This window comes from Paenibacillus glucanolyticus (genome assembly GCF_037333485.1).
GTDB lineage: Bacteria > Bacillota > Bacilli > Paenibacillales > Paenibacillaceae > Paenibacillus_AQ > Paenibacillus_AQ glucanolyticus.
Map to the genome: position 1 here is coordinate 1183071 of NZ_CP147845.1, position 13986 is coordinate 1197056.

The following is a 13986-nucleotide window of genomic DNA, read 5'->3' on the forward strand; positions in this document are numbered from 1 at the left end:
CCTTTATGTTTTTTCTGTTATTGATCAGCAGTTTTTTATTCTATAAAAAGAAAGGTTGCATCTTATGAAACATACTGATTTTCCCCAGAAACAGGGCCTCTATGATCCGCAGTTTGAAAAAGATGCTTGCGGTATGGGTTTCGTTGCCCATATCAAGGGTAAGCCATCCCACGAAATCGTCAGCAGCGCGCTGACTATGCTTGCCAATATGGAGCATCGCGGCGGTCAGGGCAGCGAGCCGAACTCCGGTGACGGCGCTGGGATTATGTTGCAGATTCCTCATTCTTTTTTCTCCGCAGAAGCGGCCAAACTGGGCTTTGAGCTCCCCGAGGCTGGGCACTATGGTGCGGGCATGCTGTTCCTTTCTCATGATCCTGCCGTTCGCACGGCACATGAGGACCAGTTGGCTTCCATTATTGCTGAGGAAGGTCAGACCCTGATCGGGTTTCGCGATGTGCCAACCAGCGATGAAATGCTTGGCAAGTCCGCAAAAGCGGCAAAGCCGTATGTTCGCCAAGTGTTCATTGGACGCAGCGCCGACATTCAGGATGATCTTGCGTTCGAGCGCAAGCTGTATGTCATCCGTCGTCGTGCCGAGCTGGCTATCCGTTACAGCGGCAAGCCCGAGGGCGACAGCTTCTATGTATCCAGTCTCTCCTGCCGCAAAATCGTATACAAAGGCATGCTGACGACGGAACAGGTCGGGGAGTTCTACCTTGACCTCCAGGAAGAAGGACTGGAATCCGCAATCGCGCTGATTCACTCCCGTTTCAGCACGAACACCTTCCCGAGCTGGGAACGGGCGCATCCGTACCGATTCATGATTCACAACGGCGAGATTAACACGCTGCGCGGTAATGTGAACTGGATGCACGCACGCCAGTCGCTGTTCGAGCATGAGCTGTTCGGAAGCGACCTCGAGAAGGTGAAACCTGTAATCAATCCGGACGGTTCCGATACCGGTATGTTTGATAATACATTTGAATTCCTGTATCTCAGTGGTCGTTCCCTGCCGCATGTGGCTATGATGATGGTTCCCGAGCCATGGAGCAATCATGAGAGCATGGATAAAACCAAAAAAGCATTCTACGAATATCACAGCACGCTGATGGAACCATGGGACGGTCCAGCAGCCATGGCGTTCACTGACGGAGTCCAGATCGGGGCTACCCTGGACCGGAACGGACTGCGTCCATCCCGGTATTATGTGACCAAGGATGATCTGATCATCCTGTCCTCCGAAGCGGGCGTGCTCGATGTTCCGCCGGAAAATGTGTTGTACAAGGACCGCTTGCGTCCAGGACGGATGCTGCTTGTTGATACGAAGGAAGGCCGCATCATCTCCGACGAAGAGGTCAAGGCCAGCATTGCAGCCGAGCTTCCTTACTCGGATTGGCTGGATGAGCATCTGGTAGAGCTTCATGATCTTCCTGAAGCGCCGGAACTGCCGGATCCGAAGCACGAGAATGTGCGCCAGCTCCAGCAAGCGTTCGGCTACACTTATGAGGAGCTGCGCAAAGTGCTGGAGCCGATGGCGATCACCGGCGCAGAAGCCATAGCGTCCATGGGTTACGATGCACCGCTTGCGGTGTTGTCCGACCGGCCGCAGCGGCTGTTCAACTACTTCAAGCAGATGTTTGCCCAGGTTACCAACCCGCCGATCGATGCGATTCGCGAAGAACTGGTGACTTCAACCGCAACGACCATCGGTCCGGAGCGCAACCTGCTGAAGCCGGAACCGGAAAGCTGCCGCCACATCCGCCTGGATTCGCCGGTGCTGTCCAATGAAGAATTTGCGAAGCTGCGCCATGTTCGCCGTCCCGGCTTCAAGTCCATGACGATTCCGATCTTCTTCCCGCCAGCGGAAGGGGCTGAAGGTCTGCGCAAAGCAATCAATACGCTGTGCGAGGCAGCGGATCGAGTGATTGCCAAGGGCCATAACATTCTGATCCTATCGGACCGGGGTGTGGACAAAGACAATGCTGCGATTCCTTCGCTGCTCGCCGTCTCGTCGCTCCATCACCACCTGATTCGTCAAGGAACTCGGACGAAGGTGGCTATCCTGCTCGAATCCGGTGAGCCACGCGAAGTGCATCATTACGCGCTGCTGCTCGGTTACGGTGTGAGTGCAGTCAATCCGTACCTCGCGTTCGAAACGCTGGACGATATGATTCAGGAAGGCATGCTGCGCGGCATTTCACATGAGAAGGCTGTGAAGAACTACATTAAAGCAGCAAGCAAGAGCGTTGTTAAAGTCCTGTCGAAGATGGGGATTTCTACAATCCAGTCCTACCGTGGCGCTCAGATCTTCGAGGCTGTCGGCCTGAAGGAAGATTTCGTGGAAAGTTATTTCACACGTACACCATCCCGTATTGGCGGCATCGGCCTGGAGGAAGTGGCCAAGGAAGCGCTGGCCCACCACGACCGTGCCTTTACCGATAAAGATGGCAATGATAAAGCGCTGGATTCAGCCGGCGAGTATCAATGGAGAGCAGACGGGGAAGAGCATTTGTTCAACCCGAGAACGATCCATCTGCTGCAGCAGGCTGTTCGGACGAATGATTATGCAACATACAAGAAGTATGCCGAGCTTGTACAGGGTGAGAATGAGCAGCATCTGACACTGCGTTCCCTCTTGAAAATCAAGCCGGTCGGCGAACCGGTTCCGCTGGATGAGGTTGAATCTGCAGCCTCCATTATGCGGCGTTTTAAGACCGGTGCGATGTCCTTCGGCTCCATCAGTAAGGAAGCGCATGAGAGTCTAGCAATCGGGATGAACCGCATCGGCGGCAAGAGTAATACGGGCGAAGGCGGAGAAGATCCGGGACGTTATGTGCCGGATGCTAACGGCGATTCCCGCCGCAGTGCCATCAAGCAGGTTGCTTCGGGAAGATTCGGCGTAACCTCCAACTATCTGGTTAACGCAGACGAAATCCAGATCAAGATGGCGCAGGGGGCGAAGCCGGGTGAAGGCGGACAGCTGCCGGGACGTAAAGTGTATCCTTGGGTAGCTGAGGTTCGGGGATCAACGCCGGGTGTAGGCTTGATCTCGCCACCACCGCATCACGATATCTACTCCATTGAGGATTTGGCAGAGCTCATCTATGATCTGAAGAACTCGAATCCGCGTGCGGATATCAACGTGAAGCTTGTATCCGAGGTCGGTGTAGGTACCATTGCAGCAGGTGTTGCGAAGGGCCGTGCAGATATTATTTTGATTAGCGGTTACGATGGCGGTACAGGCGCTTCACCGCAAGGCTCCATTCGCCATGCCGGTATGCCGTGGGAGCTTGGACTTGCCGAAACGCATCAGACCCTCATCATGAACAATCTGCGTGACCGCGTTGTGCTTGAAACCGATGGCAAAATGCTGAACGGACGCGATTTGGTTGTGGCGGCGCTGCTTGGAGCCGAAGAGTATGGATTCTCGACTGCACCACTGGTTGCCATCGGCTGTATCATGATGCGTGTATGCCAAATGGATACTTGTCCGGTTGGCGTAGCCACGCAAAATCCGGAGCTGCGCAAGAACTTTACGGGCGATCCGGAGCATGTGGTCAACTTTATGCGTTTTGTTGCTGAAGACATGCGGGAACTTATGGCGGAGCTTGGCTTCCGTACCATTGATGATATGATCGGACGCACCGATTGCCTGGACGCCGTTCAAGCCGATTATCACTGGAAGAAGAAAGGCGTGGATATTTCCGCACTTCTGTATACGCCGGAGCTTCCGGAAGGCAGCACACGCTTCCGCACGCAAAGGCAGAATCATGGCCTGGAAGAAACGCTGGATATGCGCTCTCTGCTGAGCAGCGCTGCATCTGCATTGGAATCGGGAGCAGCTGTTGAAGGCACGTTCCCGATCACGAATGTGGATCGTGCGGTTGGTACTATTCTGGGCAGTGAAGTGACACGTAAATACGGTGCTGCCGGACTGCCGGAAGATACGATTCAATTCAGCTTCATTGGTTCCGCTGGTCAGAGCTTTGGTGCATTTGTGCCGAAAGGGATGACCCTGACGGTAGAAGGGGACGCCAATGACTATATTGGTAAAGGACTTTCCGGTGGCAAGCTGATCGTGAAGCCTTCACCGAAAGCGACCTTCAAAGCAGAAGAGAACATCATTGCGGGTAATACCGCATTCTACGGTGCTACAGGAGGCGAAGCCTACGTAAGAGGCATCGCGGGCGAGCGCTTTGCCGTTCGTAACTCGGGTGCGAACATCGTGGTTGAAGGTGTCGGCGATCATGGCTGCGAATATATGACGGGCGGCCGGGTGGTTGTTCTCGGGGAAACCGGGCGCAACTTTGCAGCGGGCATGTCCGGTGGCGTTGCATACGTCTATGATCCGGAAGGTACTTTTGTAGATCGCTGCAACCTGGAAATGGTGCTCCTCGAGCGTGTAGAGGAAACATCAGAAGCGGAAGCACTCCTTCGTCTGGTTCAGCAGCATGAGCGGTATACCGGCAGTGCGCCGGCACAGCAAATTCTTGCGGATTGGGATCAGGCGCTAAGCCGCTTTGTTCGTATCATTCCGAAGGATTATAAACGGATGCTGCTGCATATCGAGAAGGTTCAAGACCAAGGCCTGACAGGCGAAGCGGCGCTCCTCGCTGCATTTGAGGCAAATATGAAAGAACTGGCTCGTACAGGGAACTAGAACCGGGCTCAAGTTGCGTCAAACCACATTGTATTCTTAAATGAATCCAATGTGGTTTTTTTATATATAAATAAGATACAATCGAAATCATCAATAATCTAAAATATGTGACATCATCTCCCCATATAAAATTCGACAAAATTAGAACCCGAAGCATAGGACAATGGTTCCACAAGACGACAGTATCGTGTGAATACATTCGCTATAATATTGGTAAGTAAGTTTGGTGAGTAAATTGGTCTAGCGAGTAAGTTTTTGTACGGATGAGAAATAATGACAACGAGTTTGCGGAGTTGGGGATGGAGAGGAAATTATAGATAAGCGAGGTAGTTGTGGAAATGAGTGTGGACAAGGAGAGAGGCTCTGGAAGCACCGAGCAGCAGCTTGACCAGCAGAAGACGAATATAGACATCTATAAGCTCATGACTCAAATGGGAATCCATCCTGATAAATGGCTGCAAACGGAGGAACTTCATAAAGATTAAATCATTTGTCATCACTTATACATGACAATTAGTGAAAATCCCCGATATCACTGAGAACTTCTCATCAGTGATTATCGGGGATTTCCATTATTCGTTGCCATGATTACTTCATAGACCGTTCCATGCGAACAAATGCAATAAACCGTCTGGCTTCCTCTTCCGTTAGCTTGCGACCATCCACCGTGAGATTGAATCGCTCCAGCAGGTCTTGATCCGAGAGTTCAAGTCCGTCCACAAATGATCGAACCTCCGGATCAAGCACCGCTTTCTCCTGTGCCGTTCTCCCGATTAGATAATCTATCGATACGTCAAAGAGGTCTGCCAGGCGGGTCAATGTTTCGAAATCCGGTTTGCGCCGGTTTTTCTCATAATGGGATAGTGCAGCACGAGTAATGCCGACAGAGGTAGCGAGTTCTTCCTGAGTCCACCCGCGCTGTTCACGTAGTTCTGAAATTCGTACTCCGTAGTTCATGCTAGATCCCCCTTTCAATTGCTGGCAATACCTGTTGTGTAAAAAAATAAATTTGTCCAAAATTTATATCAATCAGCCTAAGGTACTTTAACTCAGTCTTATCCTGAGAGGTTGTACCTTTACGAAACATGCTAATTTCACACACAGGAGGTAGAAACTGACGATTTTCCTGTTGACTTGATACAATATGTATCGTAAAATTGGAAAATAAAATGATACATAATGTATCTGGATAATTCAAAAGAAGTAACACTTAGTATCATTTTATCCATGGATAAAATGTCCCATACCAGAATTTATAGAAATAAAGGAGCGAATTAAATTCCTGATGTCAAGTGAAACGAAGCATCTTATAACGCTTGGGATTAGAGTCATGGAAATTGGCGCACTGAGTGTGCACGGCAGAAGCCACAATGTAACTCCGGTTGAGCTTAGCCCGGAGAAGCTTGTTTTCCTGTGTCCCTGGGACATCCCGATAAGTCCTAAGATAAAACTAAGCTACGAAATTGATGACACTTATGATCATATTCAAGTTTTTGGCAGGATCCAGATTCAAGAGCATTTACATGATTATCAGTTATATCAGGTTGAAATATGTACAGACCGCGATCAAAAAGCACGGATAACAGGAATGCTTAACCGAATGATCAGTAGTCATATGGCGCTAAATCACTCCGTTTATAGAAATTACATACATAGTTCGCAAGGCCAATATAATAAAAAGCTAATCATACAGTGATACAGACATTTTACTATATTTGAGTTGCTTGGTCATTAGTTCTTTTACCTTAAATCCGTGCACTCATGCATAGAGAACGGACTATTTTAATAGGCAGGTGAGGTAATATGGCAAGAAAATACAAAAACCCCTTGGTTACCGTCATTAATCCAAAATCTCCGGCAGCAGAATCTTATCGAGGACTGCGGACTAATATTCAATTTTCTGTTCATGACAAGCAAGTAAGGGTCATCATGGTTGCTTCGGCCCAAATGAATGAAGGCAAAACCACAACGGTAAGTAATCTGGCTGTTGCCTATGCTCATGAAGGTAAAAATGTATTATTAATCGAAGCAGATTTACGCAAACCATCGTTACACCATGTATTCGGCGTTTCCAATGAAACTGGATTAACAAATGTTTTGGCCCAGCAGATGGATGTTGAAGATGTGATACGACAGACTGCTGTTCCTAATCTCTCCGTTATTCCTTCAGGCTCTATTCCATACAACCCCTCCGAAATGTTAGGTTCTCAAAATATGCAAGTGTTAATCCACGATCTCAAGCAGAAGTATGACATGATCTTGTTTGATACGCCTCCGGTATTGGCAGTCAGTGACGCGCTTATTGTCAGCGCTTTGTGTGATGGTGTTGTTTTAGTTGTGCTAGGGGGGAAAGTAAAGAAATCCCAGGTCAAAAAGGCAAAGGCTCAACTCGAGCATGTTAAGGCACGTCTTCTTGGGGTAGTGCTTAACAATATCACCATTCGCGAAAATGAAGCTGAACAGCTTTATTATGGCAGTACATGGCTGAAATGAAGAACCAAGATGTCCTGGTTACGTTTCTTGATGAGTTATATCAGGGACGATTGCCCTCTCTTGATGAGATGCAATATGTCAACCTTATGATGGATATCGATTTATTTGATATCGCCCCACAGGTGTTCGCTGAGCTTCGACAAAAAGGATTGTCTCATCAAGTACCTGAACAGGTCCGGCTCAAGTTAAGCTCTGAAGCAGATATTGTCCTGATACAGAACTTCCTCATTAAAACCGAACTGAAAATGATACTTCAGACCTTCGAAGCGTCCTGTATAGAGGTAATCCCTTTAAAAGGGACACAGCTTGCTGAACGCTATTTCGGCGGTCTTGCAGCTCGTGGAACGACGGATATTGATTTGCTTGTTGGTAAGAAGGACTTACATCAGGCAAGCGATTTGTTGATCAGCCTTGGATTTGATAAAGTGACAGGCGATCCGACCCATTTCCATGAAGAATACGTCAAACCATTGAATAATGCCAGTTTCCCCTCATTAACCGTAGAACTGCATTGGAATATTATCAGGGAAGATTTTACGAATACTGATGTCTCGCGCTTGTGGAGAGATGCTTCCTTAATGAGTGGCTGCCATTATGTCTATGAGCTGAGTCCCTTGCACACTTTCTATCATATATGCTTGCATGGTATGAATCATCATATGATGTCGATGAAATATTTTGTAGATATAGCAACCCTTATTCACGTGATGGATAGCAGGCTCGAGTATGCTGAATTACTAGATGTTGCCGCCGCAGATCGAAATCTTTCTAAGGTATGGATTGCTTTGTCTTTAGCTTATGATATGCTTCCACATCTTCAAAGGTTGAAGCCGATGCCCATGCTTCCTTATAAGTTTAAGTATCCTGGATGGAATCTTGAAAAAGCACGCAAGGTAATGCTGGGTCGTAAAGGTTTCAGTTACTCCTGGTTTCGAATTGTGACTGCATTTACGGTTCACGATACATGGGGGCAGCGTTGGTCCCAGCTAGGGTTCCTGATTTGGAATCTTCCATTATTGTGGATCCGAAAACGTGAAATCTTCAGATAGGTTCTTTTTACTATTTACAAGTTACGATGTGTAACAATAATCAGTTGACATGATACATATTGTATCATAAACTAATCCTCAAGAAGGAGGTGTTAAGTATGAAAAAAACGTATGAGGCTCCCAAGATTTTGGCACAAGGCAAAGTGGAGTTCGGCACAACTCGTCCCAGCAACCCGGGTGGAGGCGGGAATCCTATCTGGTAACAGGTATACATTTATTTATTAATGACTCCATGCACAGTTTTCGCTCGAATTGAATTATTATAAGTGGAAGTTGAGGTTGATCATATGTTTGTAGCTACTGCAATAGTCGGAAAGTCCCGGATATCCTTCAAAACACAATCAGAACGAATGGCTGAATTTGTCAAGCGGCGGTTCAGGATATCCAATATTCAACATCAGGAGCCGCAGGCTGACCTGTATGTTCGTATTCAGGATGGGTACGGAAAGCCCTTTGATGAAGGACCTGTCCATATTTCCGCATCCGACCATTCGGTTACTTTCCAGCGCTGCGACTATCATATGGTTTCATCCCGGGATTACAGCTCGGCGGAAATTCATATCTATGATGAGTTTGCCTTGAAGCATGCACTTATTAACTTGTATAGCTCATGGCTAATCCATGGAGCGCGCGGGCTGCTGATCCATTCCTCTTGTGTGATTCATGAAGGCAAAGCATGGATGTTTGCAGGCCAATCCGGTGCAGGGAAGTCTACTGTAGCTGAGTTGTCGCGTCCGCGTCCGATTTTATCTGATGAAGCTACGTTTCTGTACATAGAAGAAAACGGACGTGTGACCGTATACGATTCTCCATTTCGTAGCGAGATGGAGAATCCCTGTGAACTTGAAGAGGCGAAATTATACGGTATTCATTATATTATTCAATCACCTGACGTTGAGCGTATTTCAATCACACCGTTAGATGGATTCGCTCTTATGTTGGATAAGGTATTTTATTGGCGCCACGATGCAGAGGAAACAAGAAACATGATCGCTTTATGCAAGAAAGTGGTACAGCAGGTTCCATCGTACCAGCTCTATTTTCAGAAAAATGATACGTTTTGGGAGAGGATTTCATGAGTCAAACACAAACGAAGCTGCTGAGAAGGAATGAACATGTTGAGAGCGAAATGATTGGCAGTGAATGGATTCTGCTAAATATGAAGGAGCATGTGGCGACCAAGTTGAATGAGCTTGGAGGTTATATATGGAGCATCATCCCTGAATATGGACTCATTGATGAGATCATTGAGAAAATTGCCGAAGAGTATGAGATTGATCGTCATACTGCTGAACAAGATGTGAACTCCTTTATAGAGCAGCTGTTAGGCAGCGGTTTGCTGAAATATGATGGATGAGACCAAAATCGTGACCGAATGGTTGACTAGACGCGGAGGGATCGAGCTTCCCTCCTGGGGACGCAGTATGTTTCCCTTCATGATGGAAGGGGAGCGCAGCTCCTTTGAGGCGTTCAACCATGACGGACTCCGGATCGGTGAAGTATATCTCTTCATTACCACAGAGGGAAAGCTCGTCTGTCATCGTCTTTATGATATTCAAGGGGAAGGCGATTCGAAACAGTACATATTTAAAGGGGATACGAATATTGTCCCTGATGAACCGGTAAATGCCGCTCGGATTCTGGGGTGTTTCACGGGCACGTATAAGAAAAAAGGCTGGATTCCGGCCCATCATTGGAAGTTGTCATTGCTAACCTGGATAACACTTAACATACCGCTGTGGCCAAAGATGGTGAGGCGGTATTTGTCGTTCAGAAGGCTATAAATAGAAAGTTGTGTTGATTATGAGGGGAATAAGAAGACGAGAATCGAGCGCATCTGGTAATTCGGGATTATTTGGCATGGAAGAAGCATGGCTGACATTACAGGGAGACTTGAACCGCAATATGCAGTTTGAACAATTACAGGTTTTGTTTACTGCTTCCAAGCTTCTCGTACTGGATCGTGAAGGGAGACAAATCCTGCACATTCCCAAGCAGAATGTTGAAAACATTAGATTGATTGAGGCTCTGGGCGGTGGCTATCTTGTGGCTTCGACAGCTAAAGGTCCGGTTGAAATTCTTCGGTTCACGGAAATGCATCTCGATTCCTGTCGTAAGGCTCTATCACGGGTTGAACAGTGGGTATCGAAAGATTCATTCACCACGGATAAACGCAACGATTTGAAGGATAGAAATAAAACCTGTGCCCATTGTGGGCGCGTTATGAGATCTGCTAAGGATTCCTGTATGCGTTGTAACCGTAAATGGAGTACCGTGTCTCATCTTCTTCAGCGGAGTAGAGCCTATAGTGCTTCTATGATTGTGATGGGAATTATCGTTATCCTTACGGTTCTTGTATCACTTGCCCCTCCGTATATAATCAAATGGATTATTGACGGGATATCAGCACCTGTCGGTATGGGTGGCGTTTCCTCTCATTTATTATGGATGTCTGGTTTGCTCGCGGGGATTTACATTTTACAAGCCCTGCTGCAAATGATTGAAGGCTATACTGCGATTTCGATCGGTGGGCGTTTTCTGGGTGAACTTCGGAGAGATATGTTTCATGCCCTGATGAAGCAATCCATGCGTTTTTTTGATAACCGTCAGGTTTCTCAATATATTGGACGCATTAACCAGGATACCGATACCATCAAGGATTTTATGTCCCAAGGCATAGTTCATCTGACGTCGCAATTGTTATCAGCCCTCTTTATTCTGGGGATGCTGTTCTATTTGGATTGGCGTATGACCTTGATGATTCTAATACCGCTTCCACCGCTTGGACTATTCGTGATGCGTCTGTGGCCCAAGGTGAGAGAAATGTGGTATTCCCAGTGGCAGTCGTCTATTCATGTTCAAAATATGGTTGGAGAAGCCCTTCAGGGAATACGGATCATTAAAGCTTTCTCTAAGGAAAATGATGAGAAAGAGCGTTTTGATAAGGCAAATTCTCGATTTGTAAACCGCATGATATCCATACAGAATTTATGGATGTTCATGACACCCGTACTGACGTTGTTTATTTCATTATTTGTTGCGCTTATCTGGTTTGCCGGAGGACGAAAAGTTCTGGAAGGTGGCATGACTGTCGGAACCTTGAGTGCATATGCAACTTATCTGATCATGTTTTTCGGACCTGTTAAATGGTTGGCGCAGTCCGCAAGCTGGATAAATGAGGTGCTTGGATCCGCAGAACGAATTTTTGAGGTGATCCATACTCCAGCCGAAGTGACGGACGACGAGGAAGCGCAGCCACTTAGCAAAGTCCGGGGAGAGATTAGATACAACCATGTGGGGTTTGGTTATGCGCAAGATAGACGAATTTTGCATGGAATCGATCTCCATATTGCACCTGGTGAAATGATAGGCTTAATCGGTCCCTCCGGGGCGGGCAAGTCGACTTTGATTCATCTATTATGCCGCTTCTATGATCCGGATGAGGGGGAGATATTACTGGATGGCCGTCGCCTTAGCAGCATCAGACAAGAGGAACTGCGCAAAAATATCGGTGTTGTCTTTCAGGAAACCTTCCTCTTTGATGGTACGATTGCACAGAATATCGCTTACGGAAATCCTGAAGCTGAAGCACAGGATATTATACAGGCAGCAATGACCGCAAATGCACATGATTTTATATGCCGACTCCCTCATGGCTATGAGACAAAGGTAGGAGAGCGTGGACACCGTCTGTCTGGGGGAGAGCGGCAGCGAATAGCGATTGCAAGAGCTGTATTACTCGATCCACCGATCCTCATTCTGGATGAAGCAACATCTTCCGTAGATGTTGAGACCGAAGCGGCCATTCAGGAAGCAATGGATAAGGTGATTCAAGGGAGGACGACCATTGTGATTGCCCATCGCCTGTCAACCCTACAGCGCGCAGACCGGCTTTTGGTTCTTGAAGGAGGAAGACTTGTCGAAAGCGGAAGTCATGAGGAGCTGCTCAATCGCGGAGGGGTATACCATCGTTTGCTTCATGCTGCACAGGGGGCGTCAGGCAGAGAGGTATGGATACCGATGCAGGAGGTTGCGAGATAGTGAGAATAAGCAGGGGAATACGACATAAGGGTTCAGGGCTTCGGTTTTATCGGAATGAGGAAGGGGTACTGGAGGCTGTTATGAATGGAGAGCCGGTCAGTGATATATACCTCGTTCTCACATTTCCAGTTACAGAGCCGGAGAGGTATATTTCTGTGCGAACCGCATCGCATCAAGAGATTCAACTAATTCATTCGTTAAGTGAGTTAGATATATCAAGCCAAGCTGCGGTACGGGAGGATCTTGAGCGCCGCTATATGATTCCTAAAGTTGTTGCAATCAAGATGATCAAACGTCAGGGTAACCATTGGTTATGGGATGTGGAGACCAGTTATGGCAAGGTTGCGTTTCGTACGAACCAACCCCAAGAGAATATAGACATACTATCAAACGAAACATACATCATTCGAGATACCGATGGAAGGCGATTTGCTCTACATGTGTCGCGCCTCGACAAACGCAGCAAGCTATTTTGGAATAAAATCATTTAGTTATATGGACTCACAATTTAAATGAAAAGAGTACCAAATTATGTAAACGCTTGCCGAAAGGAGGCGTTTTTCTTTTTTTATTATCCTGTATTTATATTTGTGTACGCTTTCATGCCTAGAAAATATGCTGAAATATTGTGAGATATCTTCTGATTGTGTAACAAAATGTATCGTTAATAGGTAAATAAGACCAATTCAGTATTGACATGATACGAATTGTATCGTAAATTGAAGATGCTATATGATACGAATTGTATCGGAAAAGAACATTTGCTTATGGACGGAGGAAATTTAGTGGAACTTGAACTTAAGGAGTATGCTACCGTTTTGAAAAAAAGACTATGGCTAATTCTCCTTGTTGTTGCTGTGGTCTGCGTACTCGTTGGATTTTACAGCTATCGAATGGTTGAACCTCAATATGAAGCAAGCAACAAGATGATTGTGACAAACAAAACAGAGGAGAAAAAGTCTGTCCTTAGTTCAGATGACATGGATATGGGGATGCGCTTGGTTTATACATACAAGGAAATTATCGGAACGAGCGTGATTTTGGAGAAGGTCGTTGAGCAGCATCCGGAATTGAAACTCACTGTGAAAGATTTGATGGATATGATGGTGGTTGATTCGGTGCAGGATACACCGGTTATGACGATATCTGTCAGAGATTATAGCTATGAAGGTGCCCTTAAAGTATCAAAGGCCGTTGCTGATGTATTTAAATCCGAAATCTCCTCTATCATTCCGGGTGGAAACATAACGATTCTGTATGAAAATAATGCAGATCCCAAACCAGTCACTCCAAGCCCATTGCTGTATGTGGTGATTGCTTTCGTAGTGTCACTTATGCTGTCGATTGGCTTCTGCTTCTTGCTCGAATATTTGGATGATTCTATCCGTACTGACAAAGAGGTCGAGATGGTTCTTGGACTTCCAACTCTTGCTGTCATACAGCATTTCAAATCAAGTGATTTCAAAGCGAGAGGCGGATCCGTTTCCAGACGCAGCCCGGTAGAACCTCCAGGGTCCGGTAAAGCTATCGTTAATGCGTCTGATTGATAGGATTTTAAGATAGCATACATCAGGTGATGCCTACTGAACCTCTACCACCGTAGGCACTCGATTATGCTGTGGGCATCCGTAATGAAGGATGCCTTAGACGTTCATCGTCAAGGGCATAAAGTGAGGCAGGGTTAGATGCCCTCGCTTAAGCACTCGGCATACACGACACCCAATCTTCCGGTACACACGAAAT

General features: G+C 46.9%; 11 protein-coding genes. 10 read left to right on the forward strand and 1 reads right to left on the reverse strand.

Going from position 1 to position 13986, the window contains the following annotated elements:
* Positions 1-64: 64 nt before the first annotated feature.
* Both gltB and WDY75_RS05680 read left to right on the forward strand, forming a co-directional pair.
* Positions 65-4660, forward strand: coding sequence for a glutamate synthase large subunit (gene gltB, locus WDY75_RS05675; protein WP_063477704.1), 4596 nt, complete (start codon positions 65-67; stop codon positions 4658-4660).
* Positions 4661-4998: 338 nt separating this feature from the next.
* A complete protein-coding gene (locus tag WDY75_RS05680) occupies positions 4999-5145 on the forward strand; it encodes a hypothetical protein (protein WP_164481459.1) in 147 nt (48 codons plus the stop codon).
* Positions 5146-5248: 103 nt separating this feature from the next.
* On the opposite strand, the gene WDY75_RS05685 is transcribed toward WDY75_RS05680, so the two are convergent.
* Positions 5249-5617 carry a helix-turn-helix domain-containing protein gene (locus WDY75_RS05685; protein ID WP_006212502.1) on the reverse strand — a complete coding sequence of 123 codons (369 nt, stop codon included), beginning with the start codon at positions 5615-5617 and terminating at the stop codon, positions 5249-5251.
* A gap of 846 nt (positions 5618-6463) precedes the next feature.
* Between WDY75_RS05685 and WDY75_RS05690 the strand changes: the two genes are divergently transcribed.
* The 8 genes from WDY75_RS05690 to WDY75_RS05725 all read left to right on the forward strand — a co-directional run bounded on the left by WDY75_RS05690 (position 6464) and on the right by WDY75_RS05725 (position 13790).
* Positions 6464-7153, forward strand: coding sequence for a CpsD/CapB family tyrosine-protein kinase (locus WDY75_RS05690; protein ID WP_006212500.1), 690 nt, complete (start codon positions 6464-6466; stop codon positions 7151-7153).
* On the forward strand, positions 7150-8202 hold the full coding sequence (locus tag WDY75_RS05695) for a nucleotidyltransferase family protein (protein WP_036640714.1): 1053 nt from the start codon (positions 7150-7152) through the stop codon (positions 8200-8202). Before WDY75_RS05690 ends, WDY75_RS05695 begins: the two co-directional genes overlap by 4 nt.
* A 287-nt stretch (positions 8203-8489) precedes the next feature.
* Complete coding sequence (locus tag WDY75_RS05700; RefSeq protein WP_063477703.1) at positions 8490-9281, forward strand: hypothetical protein; 792 nt, start codon at positions 8490-8492, stop codon at positions 9279-9281.
* Positions 9278-9559 (forward strand): PqqD family protein, encoded by a 282-nt coding sequence (locus tag WDY75_RS05705; RefSeq protein WP_006212496.1) that lies wholly within the window; start codon positions 9278-9280, stop codon positions 9557-9559. The genes WDY75_RS05700 and WDY75_RS05705 overlap by 4 nt, the downstream gene beginning before the upstream one ends.
* On the forward strand, positions 9549-9986 hold the full coding sequence (locus tag WDY75_RS05710; RefSeq protein ID WP_063477702.1) for a hypothetical protein: 438 nt from the start codon (positions 9549-9551) through the stop codon (positions 9984-9986). The genes WDY75_RS05705 and WDY75_RS05710 overlap by 11 nt, the downstream gene beginning before the upstream one ends.
* Positions 9987-10062: 76 nt before the next feature.
* Positions 10063-12243, forward strand: a complete 2181-nt coding sequence (locus tag WDY75_RS05715) for an ABC transporter ATP-binding protein (protein WP_063477701.1) — start codon at positions 10063-10065, stop codon at positions 12241-12243.
* A gap of 80 nt (positions 12244-12323) precedes the next feature.
* Entirely contained in the window at positions 12324-12734 is a 411-nt protein-coding gene (locus WDY75_RS05720) for a DUF1854 domain-containing protein (protein WP_231887938.1), read from the forward strand.
* 276 nt (positions 12735-13010) lie between these two features.
* A complete protein-coding gene (locus WDY75_RS05725) occupies positions 13011-13790 on the forward strand; it encodes a YveK family protein (RefSeq protein ID WP_152826608.1) in 780 nt (259 codons plus the stop codon).
* Positions 13791-13986: the final 196 nt, after the last annotated feature.